Below are 25,172 nucleotides of genomic sequence, written 5' to 3' on the forward strand. Positions count from 1 at the left end.
CCCACTCCCCCCCCCTCCCCCCCCCCCCTCGCCCCCCCCCCCCCCCCCCCCCCCCCCCCCCCCCCCTCCTCCCCCCCCCCCCCCCCCCCCCCCCCCCCCCCCCCGACTGCCCGGCCGCAGCGCGTGCCAGGGGAGTGCGGGGTGCGCCCCCCTGGCGCAGCTTCCTGTCGCTCGGGTGATCGGCTGTCCGGCGGCCCCCTCCGGAAGACCGGGCCCGCCCGGTCCGAGCCGGCAGTCGCCGGTGCGGTCCACGTGATCATGGAGGGAAAAGGCCTCCGCCTGGTCCGTCTGTACGATGCTCGGACGTCTTGCCTCGCGTACGTCTCCGACGACCGGGCGCCGAATCACCCGCTCGCCCGGGGGGCCGGGCCCACGGACGTGGGGATGGCGCAGGAGCGGTACGTGAAGCCGGACGCGGCGGACCTGCCTCCAGCAGCGGAGGCATGGGGAGGTCTCGCAGGGGGCGTGTGACAGTTCGTGACAGATGAAGGTGTGAACCCGTGAGCGAAGCCAAGACCGAAACGCTGCAGTACCGCTTTGACGGACCCGAGGACGCCCCGGTCCTGGTGGTCGGCCCCTCCCTCGGCACCACCTGGCACATGTGGGACCGCCAGGTGCCCGAGCTGGCCCAGCACTGGCGGGTCCTCCGCTACGACCTGCCCGGCCACGGCGGGGCCCCCGCCCGCGCCGCGGCCTCGGTCGCCGAGCTGGCCGACCGGCTCCTCGCCACCCTGGACGGGCTCGGAGTGCAGCGCTTCGGCTACGCGGGCTGTTCCATCGGCGGCGCGGTCGGAGCCGAACTGGCCCTGCGCCACCCCCAGCGGGTGGCCTCGCTGGCGCTCGTCGCCTCCTCGCCCCGGTTCGGCACCGCCGACGAGTTCCGTCAGCGCGGCGTGATCGTGCGCACCAACGGCCTGGAGCCGATGGCCCGTACCGCGCCGGAACGCTGGTTCACGGCCGGCTTCGCCGCCGCGCAGCCCGCCATCGTCGAATGGGCCGTGCAGATGGTCCGCACCACCGACCCCGGCTGCTACATCGCCGCCTGCGAGGCGCTGGCGACGTTCGACATCCGCGACCGGCTGGGCCGGATCGGCGTCCCCACCCTGGTGCTGGTGGGCGCGGAGGACCGGGTCACCGGGCCCGCCGAGGCCCGCACGCTGGTCGCCGGCATACCGGACGCCCGCCTCGCCCTCGTCCCCGCCGCCTCCCATCTCGCGCCGGTCGAGCAGCCGGCCGCCGTCTGCGACCTGCTCGTGACGCACTTCTCCAGCGGTTGGCAGGACACCCTCGCGGCCTTTCCCGTCCCCGGCCCGGTTCCCGCCGCCCCGCCCGCCCCCTTCGCCCCGGTGGCCGAGATCGCCCCCGCCGCGCCGGCCCCGCTCGCGACCACGCCGGACGCGCGGTTCGAGCGGGGGGCGAAGGTGCGCCGCGAGGTCCTGGGGGACGCCCACGTCGACGCGGCCAACGCCTCGGCCGACGCGTTCACCGAGGACTTCGAGGAGCTGGTCACCCGGTACGCCTGGGGCGACGTCTGGAGCCGGGAGGGCCTGGACCGCCGCACCCGTAGCTGCGTCACGCTCACCGCGCTCGTCGCCTCCGGCCGCCTGGAGCACCTGGCCGCCCACACCCGCGCCGCCCTGCGCAACGGCCTGACGCCCGACGAGATCAAGGAAGTCCTGCTCCAGACCGCCGTCTACTGCGGGATTCCGGCCGCCGGCGCCGCCTTCGCCACCGCGCAGACCGTGATCCAGGAGGAAACCACTCCGCCCGCGTAGCAGGATGGGGCCATGGACACCTCGCCGCTGACGCTCACCAAGAAGACGCACTCCTGCATCCGGATCGAGAAGGAGGGGCGCGTCCTGGTCATCGACCCCGGCGGGTTCTCCGAGGACGACGCGGCCGTCGGCGCGGACGTCCTCCTGGTCACGCACGAGCACCCGGACCACTTCAACGAGGCGCGGCTGAGGGCGGGACTGGAGGCCAGTCCGGGGGCCGAGATCTGGACCCTGCGCAGTGTGGCCGAGCAGCTCTCGGCCGCGTTTCCGGGGCGCGTGCACACCGTGGGCCACGGCGACACGTTCACCGCCGCCGGGTTCGACGTCGCGGTCCACGGCGAGCTGCACGCGGTGATCCACCCGGACATTCCGCGGATCACCAACGTCGGCTTCCTGGTGGACGGCTCGGTCTTCCACCCCGGCGACGCGCTCACCGTTCCCGAGGTCCCCGTCGACACCCTGCTGCTGCCGGTGATGGCCCCCTGGAACAAGATCTCCGAAGTCATCGACTACGTGCGCGAGGTCGCGCCGCGGCGCGCCATCGACGTGCACGACGCCCTGCTGACCGACCTCGCACGGCCGATCTACGACAGTCAGATCGGCCCTCTGGGCGGCACGGACCACGGCCGGCTGGCGCCGGGCGGCACCACCGAGCTGTGAGCGGTACGACGGCTGTCAGTGCGAGCCGCTAGGTTGGCTGCCATGCGCATCGCCACCTGGAACGTCAATTCGATCACCGCCCGACTGCCGAGGCTGCTCGCCTGGCTGGAGAGCAGCGGCACCGACGTGCTGTGCATCCAGGAGACCAAGTGCGCGGCCGAGCAGTTCCCCTTCGAGCCGTTGCGCGAGCTGGGTTACGAGTCCGCCGTCAACGCCACGGGCCGGTGGAACGGGGTCGCGCTGCTCTCCCGCGTCGGCCTGGCCGACGTCGTGTCCGGGCTGCCGGGCGGCCCGGAGTACGACGGGCTGGCCGAGCCGCGCGCGATCTCCGCGACCTGCGGGCCCGTGCGCCTCTGGTCGGTCTACGTGCCCAACGGCCGTGAGGTCGAGCACGCCCACTACACGTACAAGCTGCGCTGGCTGGAGGCGCTGCGGACGGCCGTGGCGGCGGACGCGGCGGGGTCCGCGCCGTTCGCGGTCCTGGGCGACTTCAACGTGGCCCCGACCGACGAGGACGTCTGGGATCCGGCCCTCTTCGCGGGGGCCACCCACGTCACGCCCGCCGAGCGCGCGGCCCTCGCCGCCCTGGAGGCGGAGGGGCTCACCGAGGTGAGGCCCCGTCCGCTCAAGTACGACCGCGCGTACACCTTCTGGGACTACCGAGAGCTGCGCTTCCCGAAGAACAAGGGGATGCGGATCGACCTCGCCTTCGGCAACGCCCCCTTCGCCGCCGCCGTGAAGGACAGCTACGTCGACCGCGAGGAGCGCAAGGGCAAGGGCGCGTCCGACCACGCCCCGGTCGTCGTGGACCTCGACCTCTGAGCCCCGCGCCGGAAGAGGCCGCGTTCCGCTGACAACCCAAGGTTGACACCCTCATGGTGTCAACTTAGGGTTGACGCATGACGCAGCCTCTTCCCGCCACGCCCTCCGTCCGCCTCGACGACCTGATCCAGGCCATCAAGAGCTCCCACACCGACGCCCTGGAACAGCTTTCCGGCGCGGTCGTCGCCGCCGACCACCTCGGTGACGTCGCCGACCACCTCATCGGCCACTTCGTGGACCAGGCCCGCCGCTCCGGCGCCTCCTGGACCGACATCGGCCGGAGCATGGGGGTCACCCGTCAGGCGGCCCAGAAGCGCTTCGTGCCCAAGAAGGCCGACGAGACGCCCGCCATGGACTCCAGCCAGGGGTTCGGCCGCTTCACCCCGCGGGCCCGCAACGTCGTCATGGCCGCCCACAACGAGGCCCAGGCATCCCGGCACGACGAGATCCTCCCCGCCCACCTCGCCCTCGGCCTCCTCGCCGAGCCGGAGGGCGTCGCCGCCCGCGTCATCGCGGGCCGCGGCGTGACACCGGACGCCGTCCGCACCGCGGTCACCGCCGGACTGCCCCCCGCCGCGGCCGAGGTGCCGGAGCTGATCCCCTACGACGCGGACGCCCGCAAGGTCCTGGAACTGACCTTCCGCGAGGCGCTGAGGCTCGGACACGACTACGTCGGCACCGAGCACGTCCTGCTCGCCCTGCTCGAGTTCGAGGACGGCTCCGGCGCGCTGACCGGCCTCGGCCTCGACAAGGAGGCCGTCTCGGCCGCCGTCGAGACCGCGGCCGCCGAAGCGGTGGCCGCCGCGGAGCGCGAGGAGGCCTGACGGCCCCGTTCCCCTTCCTCGACGGCGGGTTCAGTGCACCGAGAACCCGCCGTCCACGAAGACCGACTGCCCGGTCACGTACGCGGAGGAGCGCCCCGCCAGGAACACCGCCGCCCCGGCGAAGTCCTCCACCAGCCCGTTGCGGCCGACCAGGGTCCGCGCGGCCAGCGACGCCACCTTCTCCGGATCGGAGGCCAACTGCCGGTTCAGCGGCGTCGGCACGAAGCCGGGCACCAGGGTGTTCACGGTGACGCCGTACGGTGACCACGCCTCGGCCTGCGACCGGGCCAGCGACTCCAGCCCGCCCTTGGACACCCCGTACGCACCGCTGTCCACGAACGCCCGGTGCGCCTGCTGCGAGGTGACGTGGATGATCCGCCCGTAGCCCCGCTCGGCCATCCCCGGCCCGAACCGCTGCCCGAGCAGGAACGGCGCCTTCAGGTTCACCGCCATCGTGGTGTCCCAGACGTCCTCGCCGAGATCGCCCATCGGGGGACGGATGTTGACCCCGGCGCAGTTCACCAGGATGTCCGGCTCCCCGAACGCCCCGGCCACCTCCTCCGCACCCGCGCGCACCCCGTCGGCGGTCGCGAGATCCGCACTCACCCAGGCGGCGCGGCCCCCCTCGGCACGCACCTCCTCGACGGCGGCCCGCAACTCCGCCTCCCGCCGCGCCACCACGACGACGGCCGCCCCCGCACGCGCGAGAGCCCCGGCGATCCCCCGCCCGATGCCGGAACTCCCACCGGTGACGACGGCGACCCGGCCTTCGAGGGAGAACAGCTCCGCCACGTATGTCTGCGCACTCATGTTCGTACCCTAGAACATCGATCTTCGACGACCGCTTGGCGACCGCAAGCGCCCGAACCACGGGAGGGCGCCATCAGCCAGCGCTGGAAGGACCGCTGGTAGGCGGCCGGCTGTGTTCCCGCCGCTGGCGGCACCCGCAAGAACACGGCCGACAAGCACACCGATTGCACAGAGGGGCTGCCTGTCACCCCCGGCCTCGACATCAAGGACACCGGCTTGGCTGACCGCCCAGGACGACCGCCGCGCCTGGCGAACCGAAGAGGCCCGCGCCCATGCCGGCCTTCGCGAGCCCGATCCGACGACCACTTTCGTCATCGGCCAGTGGGACTGGGCCGTGTTGTGAAAGTGGTGCACGATGGGGTCGACCGGGTCCGATCGAAAGAAGCCTCGTGGTTGCCCCCGTGCTGAAGCACGCCCTGCGCCATCTCCGCTTCGTGAAGTCGCAGCAGCCGTCCGATCCCTATTCCGTCGAGTTCGCTGACTGGCGGGAGAGGATCGCTGAGGCCCTGGACGTGTTGGCCGGTGTGCTGGTCTTCAAGGAGGACCGGGCCAGGGCCAGAGCGGAGGTGACCGCAGCGCGCGAGCAGGCCGCGCCCCCGACGCTTCGAACCCCTCACCGCCGATGAAGCCCGCCGGCTCATCACCACCGCCCAGGACCTCCGCCTGTACGCGCTGTTCGAACTCGCTCTCCACACCGGACTCCGCAAGGGCGAACTCCTCGACCTGCACTGGGAAGACCTCGGCCTCGACGCGGGCACCGCCGCAATCCGTCGAACCGTGCAGCGCACGTCCGCAGGCGGGCTCACCAGGCTGCCCACCAAGACCTGGGCCTCCGAACGCCGCATCGCTATCCCCGACCGCTGCGTCCAGTCGCTGAAGTGCCACCACGAACAGCAAGCGTGAGCGCGAGACAGCAGGCAAACAGGTACGTCTTCACCACTGCGCAGCGCGGACCGCTCGACCCGACCAACCTCACCCGCGCCTTCACCACGCTCCTCGGCAAGGCCGACCTCCGCCGCATCCGCTTCCACGACCTCAGGCACTCGACCGCGACCCTGCTCCTGGAACAGGGAGTCGAACTCGTCGTGATCAAGGAACTCCTCGGCGTCACCACCACCGTCTACGCCCACGTCCGACTTCGCCTCCAGCGAGACGCAATCGACACTCTCAGTACCGCGCTCGGCGGCCGGGAGACCACCAAGACGGTCAGCTCCGACGGCGACGAGCCGCCCCCCTGCGCCGCCCTCGTCCGCTGACGTTGCCGTCAACTACTGCCGTCACCCCACGCAGAAGCACCGCCAAAACATTGCTGGCGGGGCTTAGAGGGTGTCTCACGTGGTGTGACCCGGTGCGGCATGATGACGGTCGTGGGTGCTGATCTGTCGCAGCGACTGGTTCCTGACGGTCTGTGGGAGCTGGTCGCCCCGTTGATGCCGTCGTTCAAGTGCCGTTCGCAGGGCGGTGGGACTGCCCCGCTGGACGAGCGGGTCGTGTTCACCGCGGTGGTGTACGTCCTGACCAGCGGGTGTGCCTGGCGGCATTTGCCGGAGACGTTCGGTGTCTCGCCCGCCACCGCGCACCGCCGGTTCACCGCGTGGACGAGGGCGGGGCTGTGGCGGCGGCTGCACCGGGCGGTCTTGGACGAGCTCGGCGCCCGGGGCGAGCTCGACTGGACCTCCGCGATCGTCGACGCCACCTCGATGCGGGCGAAAAGGGGGTTCACTGACCGGGCCGAACCCGGTCGATCGCGGCAAGAAGGGCAGCAAACTGCACGTGCTGTCCGAGGCGCGGGGCATCCCCTTGGCCGTCGCCGTGTCCGGCGCGAACACCCACGACAGCCGGGCCCTCAAGCCGCTGATCCGCGGCATACCCGCCATCCGATCCCGCCGCGGGCCACGCCGGCGCAGGCCGGTCAAGCTCCGCGCGGACAAGGCGTACTTCTCTGCCGACCACCTCGCCTGGCTACGCGAACACGGAATCATCCCGCGTATCGCCCGCCCGGGCATCGAGTCGAGCGAGCGCCTCGGCCGACACCGCTGGAAGATCGAGAGGTCGATCGCCTGGCTCTTCTGCTACCGCCGCCTCACCGTCCGATACGAGCGAAAGGGCTCCCACTTCCTCGCCTTCCTCGGCCTGGCCGCCGCCCTGACCTGCTACAAGAAGCTCACGAAACTCACCACGTGAGACACTCTCTTACTTTTCGCTGACGCTATGGGAACTCCTTGGACCTCAACAGCGCCTGGGGCTCCGGCCACCCCAGCATTTGATCTTCGTCAAACCCGAGCTCGTCCTCGACCCCGAGTGCGACAGCCGTATGCCATCGGACAACGTCGGGCCACGATGGGTTCGTCATCCGGCGAAGGTGTTCAAGGGCCTCCGGCGTGCCGATCTCCCCCAGAGAAGAGATGACTTTCTGGCACAACCAGTATCCCGGAGCATCCTTGTCCACCGAACCTTCCGCCACCTTGAACAGGCAGGCGACCGCGTCCGTTTCCCGGATCTCGCCGAGGATCTCCACGAGATCCTCTTTGTTGAACCCCACGGCATCCGAATCAAGGATCTCCTGAAGAGCTCCGCCCAAGCCTGGCGCCCGCAAAGGGGCGGCCAGGTTGGCGAACTTGTCGACTCTTGTCCAGTTTCCCGCGTGAGCGGCATCCCGGATCCAGGAGGCGATGAGCTGAGTGACCTCGGGACGCCCGGCCGCGATGGACCTGGCATCCCGCCCCGTGCCGTCGGCGAGTGCTTCAACCAGATCAGCCTGAGATCTTTCCTCTCCGGGGAACGTCACCAGTCCTCTACTCTTCCGAATCCGACGATTCGCGAATTGAATACATAGACCGATCCGGGCCTGAGTCCGTATGTATCGAAGCCACGCTCCGACTTCAGGTGCACGGCATTTACATCCTGATCGATTTCACCCGGACTTTTACCGGCCGCGATCGATGCGTCGCGAGTACCCGGGGACATCTCGAAGCGAACAGAGCCGTGTGCTTCTCGGCATTTCTGCCTCCTCTGCGATGGGTCTGATGCCATAGGCCCTCGAGATAATCACGGTCCTGCGTAACGAAATTATCGACACCTCGGACACTGGTCTCGCCGTTGGTTCCCAGTAGGTTGAATTCTTTCTCGCTCATCGCGCGATAGACGACTTCGTTGCAATTATGCACCAGAACCGGCGTGGCTCCTGCCACCAGATAGTACGTGTGCTACACAGCACCTCTTTACCTGCTTCTTCGCTGGTCAGTGCGTGTTTGCGTTACTGAGGTTTAACTTGTGGTGTCGTCAGTCGGTTCTGATGGTTAGGCCGGTCTCGGTGAGGCAGCCGTCGATGAGGTTGCTGCGGTACTGGATGTGCCGTAGACCGCTCCGGACCGTGCGGATGAGATGTTCTGGCGTGGAGAAGGCGATGTTGGAGAGCCAGCCGCGGCGTAGCAGGGACCAGATGCCCTCGACGGGGTTGAGGTCGGGGGCGTAGGACGGCAGATAGAGGATGGTCAGCCAGTCACGGGATTCGGCGAACTCCCGGAGGCCTGCGGCTTTGTGGACGTTGAGGTTGTCCCAGATGAGGACGATCGGACCGCCGAGTTGCTGGTGGGCTGCGGTCAGCGGGTCGCGGTAGTCGCGCCAGGAGAAGCTTTTGCGCCCGTCACGGTTGCCGTCGTCCCGTCGCGGCCGGTAGATCAGCCGGGAGCGGTGGCCGGGCTTGTAGCAGGTCAGGGCGGCGATCGATATCCGCCTGCGCGAGCGGCCGCGGACCCGCACCACCGGGGTCCGCCCGCGCTGCGACCAGGTCCTTGTGCGACGGCGTCATGGAGAATACGGTCTCACCGAAAGGGAGATTCCATCTTTCGCCACCGAGAACCTTCATCAGTGCAATGGGTGCCGTGTACCCGAATCTTTGCACCACGGATCCTGACAGTAGGAAGGTGTCACATCTGCCTGTCCATTCGGAGAGTGGTACGCGCCAAAGTCACCACGATCCCAGCAAATCGCCGTAGGCCTCTGACCGCTTCTTAGTTCGCAAAATTCCTCGACGGCCGCACGAATATCAGATACCGGCAGTGTATTGCGGGGCTCGAACAGCCTCCAATCGTTCAAATCAGCAACAACGTTTTGATCCAACGCCGGCGGTTCCGGATTCCTAGAGATCCATACACTCCTCGCAATCTCCCGATCCACTCGAACTACGGAATCCTCGGGAACCTGCCACCTCAATGCACCATATCCTGTAAGCAGATTTGTCGAGACCTGAAGATAGCTGTCAAAATACCGATCTGATTTCATCGGATCCCTATGTGGCGCCAAGAGCACAAACGTTGCAAGAATGCCACCCTTTGGCTGTCCAGCCACATCTGACTCTCGACCGGGCCCGCCGGTCACCAACTCGCCAATCAAGCGCCTAAGAATAGCTCCCGATGCGGCATGATATGTCGTACCGCCAGTGAAAATAGTCAGAATCATTAATATCCTCCAACGTTCGCAGGTGAGGCGATGCGGAAAACTGAAATTAGACCGGCCCCGCCCCGGAGGATTCTACCTCAGGGCAGGGCCGGCCAGATATTACACCTCTTGAGATCAACCGCCGCCCAGCATAGTTACCCCATGCCAGCCCTCTTCAGTGCGCCAAACGGATGTCAGGCTAGACCCTCTTGGTAGAATTGCAGACACCCCAGTCATGCATGAATAGGGACCAGAACAAACTCCGTCAGAATTGTTGATTACGACTGCCGCCCTCTGAACGCCATTGCTTCTCATTGCCAAAGCGATCTTGGTTTCTACATGAGATGCGGCCGCGAACCCACCTGCAGCGTCGTGAGGCACGCCAGATTTTCTGAGCGCGTCCCTCACTTGCACGAATGAACCATTCTCACCGCTTGATACAGGAGCTCCGACTCTATTTCCAGCATCATCAACGACCTGACCAGTCGTAATCTTGCTGCCTGCCAACTCGTCCGCGATACCGTCGAGCGGATTGCAGTTGTGTACCAGGACCGGGGTCGCCCCCGCCAGCACATAGTACGTATGCGTGTTCCCGACCGTCAGGTTGTGGACCGTCGCCCCCGAGCTGGTCCACCGTTCGACCGCGGTGACCTGCACGCGGGTGCCGGCGCCGGTGAGGAGCCACTGGCCCGACCGGAGGTCGGTGGCGTCGATCCATTCGCCGAGTTCCGGGACCCAGAACGGGTGGCCGTCGGTCGCTGTGACCTCGGCGGTCTTCGAGCCGCGGTCGCCGTCGGTGTCGATGGTGACCTTGACCAGGTACTTGAGGCCCTCGCCCTTGATCTCGGCGGTGACCGTCTCCACGCGGATCTCGCCTGTCTCCGGGTCGGTGGCCTTGACCTTGTCGCCGGCCTCGACGTCCTCGATCGGCTTCGTCGAACCGTCCGCCATGAGCACCTTGGTGCCGGGGGTGAAGCTGTTGTCGACCGAGCAGGAGGCGCCCTCGCCGGTCTTGCCCGACCCGCCGCTTCCGCTCGTCCCGCTCTTGGAGCGGGACGAGCCGCCGGAGGAGCCGCCGGGCTTGGACACGCTCTTGGCGCCGCTCGAGCCCTTGCCGCGGTTGACACTGGCGGCGGACGAACCCTTCGGGTTGGCCTTCGCCTGGGCCTGCTTCTGGACCGGGTTGCCGGTCTTCTTGGTCTGGTTGACCGCCTTGTTGCTGGTGGTGTTCGCCTTTTCGGCCGCGGCTTTCTTCTTGGCGGCCTGCGCGGCCTTCTTGGCCTTTTCGATCGCCGCCTTCTTGGCGTCGAGCGCCCTCTTCTCCGCCGCCTTCGCCGCGGCGAGGACGATCTGGGCCGCCTTCTTCGCGGTTCTCCATGCCTGGATGGCGGAGATCGTGCGGTTGACCGCCTTCAGAACCGACGGGATCTTGCCCAGTTTCGCCCAGGGGATCGCCCCGACGATGAGGCTTCCGCAGGCCCACATGTCGCCGCCGAAGCAGTTCATGGCGTCGGTGATGCCGATGAAGTCCTTCAGCGCCCCCCAGGCCGCGGAGAGGATCACCGAGGTGAGAGAGCGGCCCATGGCCGCCTGGGCCTGGGACACCTGAGCCGCGCTGAGGCCGGCGCCGGCGAGGGCCGCGGCCGTCTCCGACGCGGTGAGCGCCACCGACAGGCCCGAGGGGTCGGACAGGGTGACCGGGTTGTTGTGAGCGTAGGCGTAGCCGTTGGACTGCAGCGGGTCGGCCAGGTCGAGGACCGGGTCGGCGGAGAGGAAGCGGCCGACGACCGGGTCGTACAGGCGGGCTCCGAGCGGCGTGTAGCCGGAGGAGTCGTCGCGCGTCGCGCCCAGGAACCCGGTGTGGGTCTGCATCGCGGGCGCGGTCGTGCCGCGCTGGTTGCCGAAGGGGTCCTGCTTGCGGACCCGGACCGGCATGGTGTCGTTCAGGGCGATCTCGGCGTACGGGCTGCCCTGGTGGTCCGCGGCGATGGCGACCAGTTGCTGGGAGCCGGTGCCGTGGCTGTAGCGCAGGACCGAGCCGCCCGGGGTCGCGTACGAGCGCTGGGTGTTGACCAGTACGCCGCCCTTCTGGACGGTGACCTCGGAGTCGCCCAGGTGCAGGGTGGCCTGCTTCCCCTGGACGGTCAGCAGGCGGGCGCCGTCGGGCCCGTAGATGTGGCGGGTCTCGTCCTGCGCCTCCCACTGCTGCGCGGCGGAGCCGCCGACGCAGGCCGCCAGCACGATCGGGGTGCTGTTGGCCGTGGCCCCGTCCTTCACGGCGACGCACAGGCCGGACGCCGGGTGGGTGAGCTGTCCGGCCGCGTTGCGCTTGAGCTGCTGGGCGGTCGAACCGTCGCACTTCTCCACCTGGAGGGCCGAGCCGGCCGTGTTGGCCGCCGGCTTCAGGCACCAGGTGTCATGGACCCTCATCACGCCGAGGTCGGCGTCGCCCTGGTTCGGCGTGGCGGCGAAGTTCCACTTCTGCGCGTTCGTCGCGTTGCAGGGGTAGAGCTGCACCGGCTGGCCGGCGGCGGCGATGTCCGACTGCAGGTCGAGGCACTTGTCCGCCGGGCCGACGTAGTCGGTCCTGCCGCCGCCGCCCTGGCCGGTGATCCGCTCGATCTGGCCGTCGTGGGTCCAGGTGAGCTCCTGCTTGTCGCCCGTCTGCAGGGAGGTGACGCTCTTGGTCTCGCCGGTCAGCTCGTACAGGCGCTCCGCCTCGGCGGTGACCTGGGCGCCCTGCGGCGTCACGTACTTCTTCGTCACCTTGGTGAGGGTGCGCGGCTGGGAGCCGTCCTTGCCGTACGTGTAGTCGGTGACGGCGTCCTTCGCGGTGTCGCCGGCGAGGTTCTTCTCGGACAGTTTCTTGCGGTTGCCGAGCAGGTCGTACTCGTACTCCTGCCAGTAGCCGGAACCGTCCTTGCCCGCCGTCGCGTTGACCGTGCCGTCAGGGCCGACCGGGCCCGCGGCGCAGGACTCCTGGTCCTTCGAGGTCCATGCCTTCGTCAACTGGCCGAGCGGGTCGTACGTGAAGCACTGCCGCTCCTCGATGCCGAGGGCGCTCTCGCGGATGGCGGTGACGCCGCCCGCGTTGTTGTACCGGTAGGAGCGCTTCGAGACGAGGTTGCCGCCGACGACCGACGTGTCGCCGGCCCTCTCCCGGTAGACCTGCTGGTCGATGAGCTCGCCGCCGGCCTCGTCGTAGGTGGACTGCGTCCAGACCCGGTTGGGCTGTGCGCCGAGCGTGGAGCGCAGCAGTTGGCCGTAGGAGGAGTAGACCGCCTCGGCGCCGTACCAGTCCTTGCCGGACACGGAGAGCGGCAGGCCGTCCTTGTCGTAGCGGACGACGAGCTTCTCGGCGGCGATGTTGCCCGTGGCGGGCAGTGAGGCCTCCTGCAACTGGCCGGTGTCCGTGTACGTGTAGTCGTACCGGTAGGAGGGCTCGACGCCCCAGGTGTCGGCGATGCTCTGCGGCAGCGAGAGGGTGGTGGAGGTGGGCTGGTAGTCCGACGTGAAGCCGTCGACCTTCAGCTCGTACGGCAGGCCGCCGGTGTAGCGCTTGACGGAGGAGGGGAGCCCCTTGCCTCCGGCGGCCTGGTCGTACGCGTACTCGTTGAGCAGGGCCCCGTCGCCACCGCCGAGCCGCTGCCTCTTGGGCCGGGACAGCTCGTCGTACTCGGTCCAGACCGTGACGCCGCGGGAGTTGGTGACCTTCTCGGGCCGGTCGCGGCTGTCGTACGTGGTGGACGTGCTACCGGAGTCGGGGTCGACGGCGGTGTCCAGACGGCCCCGACGGTCGTAGGTCCAGCTCCAGGAGCGCGCGTTCCCGGAGTGCGTCGCCTTCCCCAGGTTGCCGCGCTCGTCGTACGTGTAGCGCATCGTGGTGTACGCGTCGCGTGCCGTGTCGGTGAACGTGTCGATGCGGGAGGTACGGCCCAGCGCGTCCGAGAAGACCCGGTAGGAGGCGGAGCCGGACGGGTTGATCACGGTGGAGTGGTCGGGGGCGTACGTGTACCGGGTGGCCCTGGCCGGCGTCTCCACGCCCCGCAACAGGGGCGTCTCCTGCAGGACGCGGCCGAGGCCGTCGTAGGCGTAGCGGGTGGCGTTGGGCACGGACGTGTCGGCGAGCGGGGTGAACAGTCCGCCGGAGGGCTCGCCCTTGGTGAAGTAGGCGTTGTTGGTCTGCCACACCTCGCCGGAGCTGTTGTACAGGGTGTCCGTGATGAGGCGGCCGCCGCCGGTGGCCTGCTCCTGGCTCTGGCGCTCGCGGCCGAGGCCGTCGAACAGGGTGACCGAGTGCTCCACCCGGTCCTCGTGGCCACGCGTGGAGGTCGTGATGTACGGGGGCTTGCCCGCCGGAGTGGCGTACGCGGCCGCGAAGTCGGGAACCGCCTTGGCCGACGGGGTGCGGCCGGGGCCCCACGCCTCCTGGAGACGGCCCAGCGGGTCGTACACCGACTGGCTGACACGTCCGTTGGCGTCGGTCGACTTGACGGTGGACGCGCGGCCCGGTTCCAACTCGTCGATCTGTTCGTGTCCGAGGGAGTTGCGGGTGGTGACCTTGAACGCCTGCCCCCTGGCGGGGGAGTAGGTCATCGTCGAGGTCTTCTCGTCCGGATCGGTCTGGCGGATGACGCGGCCGACCTCGTCGAAGCCGGTGGTGCCGTCGTTCTGGAAGCCGGTGCCGTCCGCCTTCAGCGACCAGGTCTGCGACGCGAGTCCGCGGGCGGACTCGGGGAGGGCGGCACCGTATCCCTGGCCGTCGTAGGCGGTGCGCTCGGCGGAGCTCAGGGAGTCCAGGTCGTTGAAATCGGCGTTCGCGCAGGTGGTGGGGGACGCCTTGACCTGCTTGGTCAGGCCGATGACGTGGGCCTGCTCCTGGTGGAGGTACTCCATCGCTGAACAGGACTCGTCGCCGGCCTTGCCCGTGTCGCCGAGGAATTCGACCTGGGTGGGCAGGCCGTACTCCGCCTCGTAGGCCGTCCTCGTCTCGATGACGCGTTCGGTGCGCTTGTCGTCGCCCGTGCCGGAGGACTTGGTGTACGAGACCTGCCGGGGCTCGGTCACCCTCCAGGCACGCAGTGCGCTGAGGCCGTCACCCCGTTCCCGCGCGGCGAGTTCGATGGCCTCCGGGTAGGTGACGGAGCGGGTGAGCCAGTCGGTGTCGGCGTCGCCGGCGTCGCTGTAGGTGAGTTCCTCGGCGATCCGGCCGGCGAAGGGCTCCTCGTCCTTGGCTATCTCGGCACCGCTGATGTCCTTCACGGACACGGAGTCGCCCATGCCGCGGAAGTACCGGGTGACCGCCTTCGACTTCTTGCTGCCGATCTCGGGATTGTCGGCCCCGGTGATGGTGCTGACCTGCTCGAAACCGGCGAACTGGGAGTAGGTGCGGGTGGACTTCTTCGTGAACTCCTGCTCGGCCAGGCGCCAGCCGGCGTTCTTGTACACGTACGAGGTCCGCGTGGAGAACGCGCCGTCGACATTGGGGAGTTCCTCGACCCCGTCGACCACGTACTTGTGGAACCAGTCGATGTCCTCCTTCGCCGGGTCCGGGTGCCAGTAGACCGGGTAGCAGAGCCGGTTGTTGGCCTTCAGCTCGTCCGACTGCTCCTTGCCCGGCAGACCGCTGCCCGTCGCGCACGCGCCTTCGGGCTGCTTGTAGGAGACGACGGTCTCACCGCCGTACTCGCTGATGACGCGGCCGATGCGCAGCCGGGAGAAGCCGGGGCGCGGGTCCTTCACACCGCGGACGACCCGGTTGGGCATGTTCTCGGTGGTGGACTCGAAGCGCACCGGGTTGAGGGTGACCTTCTGCCCGGTGACGCCGTAGCCGGTCCGGGTGATCGACTCCAGCCAGAGGGCCGTATTGGGGCCGGTCTGCAGGGTCGGGAACTTCTGCTTGAGCTGGTACTCGTCCACCACCTGGTGGGTGGTGGCGCCCGGAGTCCGCTGCGCCGACGTGGTGATCCTGTCGAGGCGCTTGCGGGAGAAGAAGGCGGGTGCGGCGTTCCAGCACATCTTGGCGGCGGCGCAGCGGAGGTCTGCCGGAGTGTCGTACCAGATGCGGAACTTGCCCGGGTCCTTGTCGGTGAAGTTCTCCTCGCTGCAGGTGAGGGAGGCCTCCTGGAAGCACCGTTCCCCGACCGTGAACTTCACGCGGGCCGACGGCTCCTCGCTGAAGAGGCTCTCCTTGCGCTGCCCGTAGTCGATCCGGGTGAGGTAGCCGCCGCGGTGGTAGCGCACCGGCGCCTTGAAGTTGAAGTTCTTGGCGTAGTGGTTGTCCTCGCGTTCCCACCACAGGGACATGGCGTTGCCGTGGACGTCCTCCACGTAGTCGAGGGACCAGCGCCAGGCCTGGGTGCAGTGGGAGCCCGCGAAGTCGCCCGCCTTGTAGCAGTCCTCTTCGGGGTGGTTGCCGAACACCGGCACGGTCAGGACCGAGTTGGTGACCGGGTCGTCGTCCGCGGTGGTCGCCGTCCCCTTGTCGGACCAGCCGGGCAGGCGGTGGCGTCCGAAGTGGTGCGCGGTGCCGTCGCGAGTGGTGACCACCCAGTACTCGCCGTTCGCGGCGCCGCTCTTGGACTCGGGGTCCTGCTTCAGCTCGGCCTTGGTGCCGTCCCCGTTGGCGGTGATCCAGACCTTGTCGGTCTTGTCCCGGACGAGCTCGGTGGTCATGCCGCCGAGCGACAGCGTCGCGTTGTCGGAACCCCAGCACAGGTCGCCGGTCCGGTGGGTGGCGTTGTTCGAACCGGGTTTCTTGGAGTCCTGGGTGCACCCGGCGTAGGTACGGGTGATCGCGCCGGCGCCGTACTCCCAGCCGTCGCCGATCCACGAGGCCTGGTTGTTGGTGGCGGAGGTGCGTCCGTCCACGGACTGCGAGGAGTAGTTGAGGCCGATCTTGGGCGTCAGGCCGCCCCCGGTCTCCGGCGTCTGCACCTGGTACGAGTAGGTGAACGCACCGGACGAGGAGCCCGCGGACCAGGCGCCCGAGGACAACAGCGGGGTGGCCGTGTAGTCGCCGGCAGCCGAGGCGCCGGTGTCCAGGGCGCCGACGACGCGCGGACTCGACGCCGCGGTGGCGCGCGGAGCGGCGGAGCGCGCGGAGGAGCCGGTCGCGTCGGTGGAGGCGCCGTCCGCGGTGGCGGAACCGCCGGCGCCGCCGAGCAGCGGGCCCACGGGCACGGTACCCGTGACGACGCGGCGGGTGGCGGTGTCCTCGGCGGCCGCGGTGCGCGTGGGCGCGGCCTTGGCGGGAACCAGCTCCACCTCGCTCGGCAGCGCCTCGAAGGTGTCCTCGCCGGGGGTGGGGGCGGACATGGGCTCCGCGCCTTCGCCGCCCTCGTCGGGGGCGCAGTCACCGCTGCCGGGCGAGGTGTACACGCATTCGGGCAGCAGCATGAGGCCGAAGCGGTCGGCGGCCTGCGGACCGTACAGGTCGGCGAAGGCCGTGTAGTCCACGCTGAGCGCGACCTCGGCTTCGGGGTCGGCGGTGGCCGGCGGGGTGACCCGCATGATCATCCCGGCGACGCCCGCGTCCTGGGAGGCCTCGTGGGCGGCGAGGGCCACGCCCCAGTGCCCGGCGAGGGCGGCCGGGTCGCCGCCCTCGGGGACGCCGAGCGCGACCGGCAGGTCGCCGACGGGCACGGTGGCGCCGGGTGCCAGGCCGGTGAGGTCGGCGGTGTCGCTGTCCTCCTGCCACGGGGTGACGGCGCGGGGCTCGTACGGGACCACCGGGATCTCGTCGGCGGTGGTCAGGTCGGTCTCGGCGCTCTCGTCCCGGCCCACCGGGTCGTTCTCCGGGAGGTCGGGCAGTTCGAGCTGCGTCTCCTCCCGGTTCAGGCCGGGGCCGGGCACGGCCCAGGCCTCCGCGGACAGGCTCGTCACCATCAACGTCGAGGACATCAACAGCACGATCGACATGCGGGCACGACGCCGCCGAGCACGGCCTGACGATGTCAGGGCCAGTCGGCCACGCCCCCGCCAGGACAGCGGACCTGCAGCACGCATACGCGTCGACTCCCACCCTGGGCGCGAAGAACGGAGGAACGGAACGAGGTGCGAGAGCACCGGAAAGCGCACGCCCGGTGAAAGGCGCGTGGCTCGGCACTCTCCGCCAGGGGAGTCGGTTGATCAAGGACACGGAACGTCACGGTGGGTGGGCGGAAGTGAGTTGGCCCACAGGGCAAGAGTCGATAGACCGCTGCACAGCCCACCAGGCCGGTCATATGTCGGCGGCCTGGTCTCTGTTCGGACATAGCCGCCCGTCAGAAGCCGTCAAACATGGAGATCTCCGGTGTCACTCTCCTCGCTTCCTGCACAGGTGTAACGAATTAATGAACTTCTCATGGTGGACGCTGCTCCCTGTCCCCGTGCGATCGTTTGGCGCTCTCCGCCCCGCTGTCCGCCGAACGGGGCTGTCTGTGTCGTCCCCTTTTCCGTCCGGCCCACGGGAGTAGCCCGCAGTGTCCGCGCCTCGCCTCCTCAGCCCCTTCGTGCGCACGCGCACCAGGCTGACGTGCACCCTCGGCCTCCTGCTGGCCGCACTGACCGCCGCGCTGCTGCCCTGGTGGCTGCCCGGACCCGACGATCCGGCGCCCGGCGGGGGCGGCGCCGCCGTCGCCAGGCCGGCATCCACCGGACTCCGCGACGAGAGCGCCGCCAGGGCCGAGGCCGTACGCCGCGGCAAGGAGGTCCTCGTCGACACCGCCACCACGGCCACCGCCCTCACCTGGGCGCTGCCCGACGGGCGGTGGCGTTCCCGCTTCCACGCGGTGCCGCAGCGGGCGAAGAACGCGGAGGGCCGGTGGGCCGCCATCGACACCACGCTGAAGCGGACCGGCGAGACCGCTGACGGACTGGGCATCAGCCCGGTCAACGCCCCTGTCCCGGTGCGGTTCTCCGACGGTGGCGACGGCGCGCGCACGGGCAAAGAACGGGCCGGGCGTTCACGGGCCCGGCTGCCGCTCCTCTCCCCGGCCGACCGCGCTCCGGGGGAGAGCGTCCTGGCGGAGGTGGAGGTCGACGGCCACACCATCGCGTACACCTGGCCCGGACCACTGCCCGAGCCGGTGCTCGACGGCCCCCGCGCCCTGTACTCCGAAGTGCTGCCCGGAGTGGACCTGCTCCTCGTCGCCCGCGACGAGGGCGGCTTCGGCCAGTTGCTCATCGTGAAGAACCGGGAGGCCGCAGCGCATCCGGCCGTCAACGCCCCGGTGTACGGCCTGCGTTCCGCCACCGCGGTCTTCCGTCGCGACGAGGCCACCGACAGCGTGCTGGTCCTCGACGCGGACACCGGCGACGAGGTCACCTCGATCCCGACCCCGTTCGGCTGGGACTCCTCCGGCAAGGACCTCGAGACCCCGGACGCCGCCCCCCGCACCGCCGTGGACACCACCGCCGACGTGCTGAACCTCTCCGGCCTGGCCGGCATCGAGCCCGGCGCGCGACAGAGCCCGCTGGCGACCCGGCTGGACGGCGACGGAACCGGCGCCGCGCGGCTGCGCCTGGACGTCGCCGCCAGCGGACTGCTCGCCGACGAGGGCATCCGCTTCCCCGTCTTCCTGGACCCGACCGTCCCGTACGGCTGGAAGGCGTGGACGACCGCCTACAAGCCGTACCCCAACACCAGCTTCTACAACGGCACCAACTTCAACTCCGGCACCTCCGACGCACGGGTGGGCTACGAGAAGGACACCGGGGGCACGGCCCGCGCCTTCTGGCGGATGGGATTCAACAGCGCCCTGAAGGGCGCTCAGATCAGCGACGCGCACTTCCGGGTCGTGAACAACTACTCCTGGTCGTGCACGAAGCGCGAGTACGAGCTGTCGCTGACCGGGGCCATCTCCTCGGGCACCACCTGGAACAAGCAACCGAGCTCGATCGCGTCCCAGGGCAAGCAGTCCTTCGCCTTCGGCTACAACTCCTGCGCCGACGAGTACGTCAGGTACGGCGTGAAGGGCGCCGCGCAGTACGCCGCCGACAGGGGTTGGTCGACCGTCACCCTCGGTATGCGGTCCACCACGGAATCGGACAAGGACTCCTATACGTGGCGGAAGTTCACCGCGAAGTCCGCGGAGCTGGAGGTCACCTACAACCGCAACCCCACCGAGCCCAAGGGCGGCACCACCTCGCCCGGCGGTGCCTGCGTGCCCGGCCCCGGTGCGGGCCGCACCGTCGCCCGCACCAACCTCGTCCTCGCGGCGACCGCGACCGACCCCGACGGCAACCTGAGGGGCCTGCGCTTCCGTTTCTGGAAGATCGGCACGACGACTCCCGCCGGCACCCTCGTCACCAGCCTGAGCAGCGGCAAGGGCTCGCTGACGATCCCCTCCACCAGCCTGGCCGACAAGACCACCTATGCGTGGGACGTACGCGCCGAGGACTCGGCGGGCGCGGCCTCGTTCTACTTCCCGCCGGGTTCGGAGCCCTGCCGCGTCACCGTGGACGCCTCCGCCCCGCCGGCCCCCGACGTCACCAGTGACGTGTTCCCGGAGGCCACCTCCGACGGGGCGACCTGGGCGACGGTGAAGTTCGGCGGCAAGGGCCCCATCACCTTCAGCGCCGGCGGCGCGACCAAGTTCAGTTACGCCTTCGGGGGGCTGAACACCAAGGAGGTCGCGGCCTCCGGCGGAACCGCCACCGTCGCGGCCCTGGAACCCCCGCACTCCGGACCCAACGCGCTGCAGGTGTACGCCTACGACGCGGTGGGCAACCGCAGTGGCCGCGCCGACTACTACTTCTACGTGCCGCCACGGGACGTGGCCGACGGGCCCGGCGACACCGGCGGAGACAATCAGCCCGACCTGCTGATCATCGACGCGTCGGGCAACCTGCGCACCTACCCCGGCGCCGAGGGCGGCGAGCTCCACACCTCCCTCGCCGCCTCGTACGTCACCGGTGGCGCGTTGAACCCGCCGGGCCACTGGTACGACCCGGCCACCGGGAAGGCGGCCCTGATCAGCAAATACGCGGACGTCTACCCCGGCGACGGCGTCACGGACCTGTTCGCCCGCACCCCCGACGGCGGATTGTGGCTCTATCCGGGCGACGGCTACGGCAGCTTCAACGTGGACAAGCGGCTGCGGGTGCGGCTGCCCGCCGGCGCGCCGGACCCGGCGACCTGGACGCAGATCAAGGCGGTCGGCGACATGACCGGTGACAAGCTGCCGGAGCTGTTCCTGCGGGCCGGCGGCACGTTCTGGGCGCTGTCCGGGTACACCGGCGCCGGCTTCCAGCAGGCGACCCGGTTGAACGCCGACGCCTGGGCCGCCCGCGAGATCGTCAACGTGGCCGACGTCGACCTGGACGGTACGCCGGACCTGGTGTGGCGCAATCTCGACGCGGGCAGCATGTACGTCCGCCACGGGAAGCCGGGGGCGTCCGCGGGCAGCGTGGAGCTGGCGTCGCTCTCCAGGGCGGATCTCTCCCGCGACGGAGACGTCCCGTACGGGAACGACTGGACCGAGGCGAACATCTCGGCTCTCGTCGGCGTCCCGGACCTGAACGGCGACCGCGTCCCCGACATGTGGGCCAGATTCGGGTCGGACGGCCAGACGCGCGTCTACCACCCGTCCAGGACGAACGCCAACGGCCCGGTGAAGACCGTCATCACCGCCGACTGGAGGACCGTCAAGGCGTTCACCTGAGACCGGTGTCCGACTCCGGGGGGCGCCGTCCGCGAGGACGGCGCCCCCTTCGGCTTCCACCGGGGCCCGCGCGTCCTGTGGTGGGGAATCCAGGAGGGATGGGACCCTGGTGACATGTTCCCCTTCTTGGACAACTGGCGTAAACGGCAGGGTTATGCGCAGGGAGGCACCCTCGCGGACGCCGTCGGGACGGACCCCGACGGGGTGGCCGAGCTGCTCGCCGAATGCGAACTGCTGCGCGCCCGTGCGGGGCGACAGGGGCTCGAACTCGACGACAGCCCCGCCTCGTTGGCGGCGCTGGACCAGTTGCCGCCCCGCTGGCGCGACGATCCCGAGGAGCTGCCCTGGCTGGGCAACGACGCCGGCCTCTACCTCGGCACGGTGATCGTGCGGTCCGTTCCGGGCGCCGTGTGGGACGTCTGGCCGAGCGGGCAGCCCGTGGTGCGGCTGGCCTCCGGGCGGGAGATCGACGTCGTCGAGGCGGGGCTGGAGTGGGCGATGGCGGGCAGTCCCGAGCTGTCCCAGGTGTACGCGGAGTCCGCCGAGAGCTGACCGCGGGGCCACCACTCGTCATCTGATCTAGATAAACATCCTTATGCACCATTTGCGCGTGTCGGCTGCGAAGTCCCTTGTCGGGATGGAAAGTTTGCGCTGACCTCGACACAGCGACAAATGGGCAGGGCAGCGCATGGCCGTCGATCCGTTGATCGAACTGAGGGACGTCAACAAACACTTCGGGGAGTTGCACGTACTTCAGGACATCAATCTCACCGTCGGCCGCGGGGAGGTGGTGGTGGTCATCGGCCCCTCCGGCTCCGGGAAGTCCACCCTCTGCCGGGCGATCAACCGGCTGGAGACGATCGAGTCCGGCCGCATCACCATCGACGGCCGGCCCCTCCCCGAGGAGGGCAGGGGGTTGGCCCAGCTCCGCGCCGAAGTCGGCATGGTCTTCCAGTCGTTCAACCTGTTCGCGCACAAGACCGTGCTGGACAACGTGGCGCTGGCCCAGCTCAAGGTCCGCAAGCGCAAGAAGGAGGAGGCCGCCCGGCGCTCGCGGGAACTGCTGGAGCGGGTCGGCCTGGCCGCCCACGCCGACAAGTTCCCCGCCCAGCTCTCCGGCGGCCAGCAGCAGCGCGTGGCCATCGCCCGCGCCCTCGCCATGGACCCCAAGGCGCTCCTCTTCGACGAGCCCACCTCGGCACTCGACCCGGAGATGATCAACGAGGTGCTGGAGGTCATGCAGCAGCTCGCGCGGGACGGCATGACCATGGTCGTCGTCACCCACGAGATGGGGTTCGCCCGCTCCGCCGCCAACCGCGTCGTGTTCATGTCCGAGGGCCGCATCGTCGAGGACCGCGCTCCGGAGGACTTCTTCACGTCCCCGTCGAGCGACCGCGCCAAGGACTTCCTGTCCAAGATCCTCAAGCACTGAGGGGAGGGCTCCATGTCGCGCACCACGCACACGCGCACGTGCCGGGTCGTCGCCCTCGCGGCGGGCCTCCTGCTCGCCGCCCTCGCCGCGGGCTGCGGCAGGGAGGGCAGCCCCCCGGTCAGGGGACCGCGCGCCGACGCCCTGCCGGAGTACCGGGTGGACACCGGCTTCCGCCTGCCCGACTCCCGTACCTGGACCAAGGCCAAACGCCGCGGCCACCTGGTGGTCGGGGCCAAGGAGGACCAGCCCTACCTGGGCGAGAAGGACCCGGCCAGCGGGGTCTACACCGGCTTCGACATCGAGATCGCCCGGATGCTCGCGGCCTCCGTCGGCTTCGACCCGGACGCGATCCGCTTCCGGACGATCGCCTCCGCCAACCGCGAGACCGCTCTGCGGAACGGGCAGATCGACTACTACGTCGGCACCTACACCATCAACGACCTTCGCAAGAAGCTCGTCGGCTTCGCCGGGCCCTACTACATGGCCGGCCAGAAGCTCCTGGTCCGCGCCGACGAGGACGGCATCGGGGGCCCGGGCGACCTGGACGGCAAGACCGTCTGCACGGCCACCGGTTCGGCGCCCTACCAGCGCATCGCCGCCGACTACCCCCGAGCGGTGCTCGTCGCCTACGACACGTACTCCATCTGCGTCGACAACCTGCTGACCTACCAGGTCGACGCGGTCACCACCGACGACGCGATCCTGCTGGGCTTCGCCGCCAAGGCGCCCGACGAGATGAAGGTCGTCGGCAGGCCCTTCGCGCAGGAGCCGTACGGCATCGGCGTGCCGCGCGCCGACCACGCGCTGCGGCTCGCCCTCGACGAGGCGTTGGAGGACAACGAGAAGAACGGCAACTGGAAGAAGGCGTACGAAGCGACGCTGGGCCTGTCCGGGGCGCCCGCGCCGACCCCGCCGCCCATCGACCGCTACCCGGCGAACTGAGGGGACGGCCCCGTCCATGGATGTGCTGACAGACAACTTCTCCCTCTACGGCAAGGGCTTCCTCGGCACCGTCGAGCTGACCGTCTACGCCTCCGCGCTCGCCCTCGCCCTCGGGTTCCTGATGGCGTCCTTCCGGGTCGCGCCCATCGGCTCCCTCCGCGTCCTGGGCGCGGTCTGGGTCACCGTGCTCCGCAACACCCCTTTGACGCTGTTGTTCTTCGCGGTCCTGCTCGGACTGCCCCGGTTCGGGCTCGTCCTGCCCTTCCAGGTCTTCGCCGTCATCGCGCTGGGCTGCTACACCTCGGCGTTCATCTGCGAGGTGCTGCGCTCCGGCATCAACACCGTGCCGCGGGGCCAGGGCGAGGCCGCCCGCAGCCTGGGCATGACCTTCGGCCAGACCCTGAACACCGTGGTGCTGCCGCAGGCGTTCCGGTCGGTGATCCCGCCGGTCGGCTCGACGCTGATCGCGCTGGTGAAGAACTCCGCCATCGCCGGGGCGTTCAGCGTCACCGAACTGCTCGGCACCTACAAGACGCTCAACGAGCTGGGCTACAGCATCATCTGGAGCTTCGTCTGGATCGCCGTCGGCTACCTCCTCATCACCCTGACCATCAGCGCGCTGTTCACCGTGCTGGAGAAGCGCTGGGGAGTCGCACGATGACCCGCACCCCCGCCCGCCCGCCCGCCGCCAACGCGCTCTACGACGTCCCCGGCCCGGCGGCCCGCGGACGGCACCGCCTCTACGGCGTCCTGGCGACCGCCGCCATCGCCGCGCTGGTCGGCTGGATCGTCCATCTCCTCTTCGAAACCGACCAGTTCACCGCCGAGAAGTGGCGGCCCTTCGCGTACGAGGGCATCCAGGAGCTGCTGCTGCGCGGGCTCGGCAACACCCTCAAGGCGTTCGCGTACGCGGCGGTGCTCTCCCTGGCGCTGGGCGCGGTCCTGGCCGTCGGACGGCTCTCCGCGCACCGGCCGCTGCGCTGGATCGCCACCGTGCTGGTGGAGTTCTTCCGGGCCATGCCGGTGCTGGTGATGATCTTCTTCGTCTTCGTCGCGCTGAAGGTGCAGCCGCTGCCCGCCCTGGTCGCCGGGCTGACGCTCTACAACGGCTCGGTGCTCGCCGAGGTGTTCAGGACCGGGATCAACTCCGTGCACCGGGGGCAGGGGGAGGCGGCGTACGCGCTGGGGATGCGCAAGACACAGGTCACGACCTTCGTCCTGGCCCCCCAGGCGGTACGCGCGATGCTGCCGACCATCATCAGCCAACTGGTGGTCGCGCTGAAGGACACCTCACTGGGCTATCTGATCACCTACGAGGAATTCCTCCACGCCGGGAAGCTGATCGCCTCCAATCTCGACTACGATCTCCCCTTCATCCCCGTCGTGATGGTGATCTCCCCGATCTACATCGGGATGTGCATGGTGCTCTCGTGGTTCGCCACCTGGGTGGCCCGACGTCAGCGGCGCGATCCGAAGACGAAGGCGGTGGGGGCGGGCCCGGACGAGGCGGAGACGCCGGCGCCGGGAGGGCGGTAGCCGGGCCGTACCCGTCCGGCGGCGGTCGGTGATCACTCCTCGCACGGCGGGGCCCGGAGGCGACTCCGGTCCGTGCCGGGCGGGGAGAAGGTCAGCCGTGCGCCGGTCGGGTCGTGCTCGGCGTACGACGGATCGACGGTGTCGGCCACCAGGGCGGGCCGGCGTCCGGCCGGTACGCCGCGGGCCGTGGAGCACGGCTCCGGGCGGACGGGGAACGGCCGCCCCGGAGCCGTGCTCCACGGCGGGCGTACTGAGCGCCGCTCACCGGCCCGCCGGTGGAGCCCGG

The 25,172-nt window shown here is 69.6% G+C and carries 16 protein-coding genes and 3 pseudogenes; 13 read left to right on the forward strand and 6 right to left on the reverse strand.

The genetic code is table 11. The features are described 5' to 3' along the window. Positions 1-500: 500 nt before the first annotated feature. From pcaDC to ACZ6EJ_RS14840, 4 genes are all read left to right on the forward strand, one after another. Complete coding sequence (gene pcaDC, locus ACZ6EJ_RS14825; protein ID WP_469267359.1) at positions 501-1,775, forward strand: bifunctional 3-oxoadipate enol-lactonase/4-carboxymuconolactone decarboxylase PcaDC; 1,275 nt, start codon at positions 501-503, stop codon at positions 1,773-1,775. 12 nt (positions 1,776-1,787) lie between these two features. Further along, positions 1,788-2,435, forward strand: coding sequence for an MBL fold metallo-hydrolase (locus ACZ6EJ_RS14830; protein WP_469267361.1), 648 nt, complete (start codon positions 1,788-1,790; stop codon positions 2,433-2,435). A 42-nt stretch (positions 2,436-2,477) separates the two neighbouring features. Next, complete coding sequence (locus tag ACZ6EJ_RS14835; RefSeq protein ID WP_469267362.1) at positions 2,478-3,257, forward strand: exodeoxyribonuclease III; 780 nt, start codon at positions 2,478-2,480, stop codon at positions 3,255-3,257. A 77-nt stretch (positions 3,258-3,334) separates the two neighbouring features. Further along, on the forward strand, positions 3,335-4,081 hold the full coding sequence (locus ACZ6EJ_RS14840) for a Clp protease N-terminal domain-containing protein (RefSeq protein ID WP_469267364.1): 747 nt from the start codon (positions 3,335-3,337) through the stop codon (positions 4,079-4,081). 30 nt (positions 4,082-4,111) lie between these two features. Here ACZ6EJ_RS14840 and ACZ6EJ_RS14845 read toward each other — a convergent pair whose 3' ends face one another. Further along, entirely contained in the window at positions 4,112-4,891 is a 780-nt protein-coding gene (locus tag ACZ6EJ_RS14845; RefSeq protein WP_469267366.1) for an SDR family NAD(P)-dependent oxidoreductase, read from the reverse strand. Between the two features lie 401 nt (positions 4,892-5,292). Here ACZ6EJ_RS14845 and ACZ6EJ_RS14850 point away from each other — a divergent pair, with 401 nt between their 5' ends. The 3 genes and pseudogenes from ACZ6EJ_RS14850 to ACZ6EJ_RS14860 all read left to right on the forward strand — a co-directional run bounded on the left by ACZ6EJ_RS14850 (position 5,293) and on the right by ACZ6EJ_RS14860 (position 7,075). Beyond that, positions 5,293-5,517, forward strand: a complete 225-nt coding sequence (locus tag ACZ6EJ_RS14850; protein WP_469267367.1) for a hypothetical protein — start codon at positions 5,293-5,295, stop codon at positions 5,515-5,517. Then, positions 5,468-6,147, forward strand: a pseudogene (locus ACZ6EJ_RS14855) (tyrosine-type recombinase/integrase); the annotation flags it as partial. The gene ACZ6EJ_RS14850 and the pseudogene ACZ6EJ_RS14855, both read left to right, overlap by 50 nt. Positions 6,148-6,249: 102 nt before the next feature. Continuing rightward, positions 6,250-7,075 (forward strand): IS5 family transposase gene (locus tag ACZ6EJ_RS14860; RefSeq protein WP_469267402.1). Its coding sequence is split into 2 segments (ribosomal slippage): positions 6,250-6,602 and positions 6,601-7,075, totalling 828 coding nucleotides; the frame shifts between segments, so codons are not numbered across the junction. A 25-nt stretch (positions 7,076-7,100) separates the two neighbouring features. Here the strand turns inward: ACZ6EJ_RS14860 and ACZ6EJ_RS14865 are convergent. From ACZ6EJ_RS14865 to ACZ6EJ_RS14880, 4 genes and pseudogenes are all read right to left on the reverse strand, one after another. Next, positions 7,101-7,679 (reverse strand): HEAT repeat domain-containing protein, encoded by a 579-nt coding sequence (locus tag ACZ6EJ_RS14865; RefSeq protein WP_469267368.1) that lies wholly within the window; start codon positions 7,677-7,679, stop codon positions 7,101-7,103. Between the two features lie 494 nt (positions 7,680-8,173). After that, positions 8,174-8,717 (reverse strand): annotated as a pseudogene (locus ACZ6EJ_RS14870) (transposase); the annotation flags it as partial. 41 nt (positions 8,718-8,758) lie between these two features. Continuing rightward, positions 8,759-9,352 carry an Imm1 family immunity protein gene (locus ACZ6EJ_RS14875; protein WP_469267370.1) on the reverse strand — a complete coding sequence of 198 codons (594 nt, stop codon included), beginning with the start codon at positions 9,350-9,352 and terminating at the stop codon, positions 8,759-8,761. Between the two features lie 114 nt (positions 9,353-9,466). Further along, complete coding sequence (locus ACZ6EJ_RS14880; protein WP_469267372.1) at positions 9,467-17,233, reverse strand: ricin-type beta-trefoil lectin domain protein; 7,767 nt, start codon at positions 17,231-17,233, stop codon at positions 9,467-9,469. Positions 17,234-17,793: 560 nt separating this feature from the next. Between ACZ6EJ_RS14880 and ACZ6EJ_RS14885 the strand changes: the two genes are divergently transcribed. The 6 genes from ACZ6EJ_RS14885 to ACZ6EJ_RS14910 all read left to right on the forward strand — a co-directional run bounded on the left by ACZ6EJ_RS14885 (position 17,794) and on the right by ACZ6EJ_RS14910 (position 24,886). Then, positions 17,794-20,976: a DNRLRE domain-containing protein gene (locus ACZ6EJ_RS14885; RefSeq protein ID WP_469267374.1), complete on the forward strand. Its 3,183-nt coding sequence runs from the start codon at positions 17,794-17,796 to the stop codon at positions 20,974-20,976. A gap of 114 nt (positions 20,977-21,090) precedes the next feature. Beyond that, positions 21,091-21,528: a DUF6278 family protein gene (locus tag ACZ6EJ_RS14890; RefSeq protein ID WP_469267376.1), complete on the forward strand. Its 438-nt coding sequence runs from the start codon at positions 21,091-21,093 to the stop codon at positions 21,526-21,528. 136 nt (positions 21,529-21,664) lie between these two features. Next, the gene (locus ACZ6EJ_RS14895; RefSeq protein WP_469267378.1) at positions 21,665-22,408 is read left to right on the forward strand and encodes an amino acid ABC transporter ATP-binding protein; all 744 of its coding nucleotides are present in this window, start codon (positions 21,665-21,667) and stop codon (positions 22,406-22,408) included. A 12-nt stretch (positions 22,409-22,420) separates the two neighbouring features. Continuing rightward, the gene (locus ACZ6EJ_RS14900) at positions 22,421-23,350 is read left to right on the forward strand and encodes a glutamate ABC transporter substrate-binding protein (RefSeq protein WP_469267380.1); all 930 of its coding nucleotides are present in this window, start codon (positions 22,421-22,423) and stop codon (positions 23,348-23,350) included. A gap of 16 nt (positions 23,351-23,366) precedes the next feature. Continuing rightward, on the forward strand, positions 23,367-24,011 hold the full coding sequence (locus ACZ6EJ_RS14905; RefSeq protein WP_469267382.1) for an amino acid ABC transporter permease: 645 nt from the start codon (positions 23,367-23,369) through the stop codon (positions 24,009-24,011). Beyond that, positions 24,008-24,886, forward strand: a complete 879-nt coding sequence (locus tag ACZ6EJ_RS14910; protein WP_469267383.1) for an amino acid ABC transporter permease — start codon at positions 24,008-24,010, stop codon at positions 24,884-24,886. Before ACZ6EJ_RS14905 ends, ACZ6EJ_RS14910 begins: the two co-directional genes overlap by 4 nt. 32 nt (positions 24,887-24,918) lie before the next feature. Here the strand turns inward: ACZ6EJ_RS14910 and ACZ6EJ_RS14915 are convergent. After that, positions 24,919-25,113, reverse strand: a pseudogene (locus ACZ6EJ_RS14915) (acyl esterase); the annotation flags it as partial. Positions 25,114-25,172: the final 59 nt, after the last annotated feature.

The organism is Streptomyces sp. NPDC041970 (assembly GCF_055588985.1).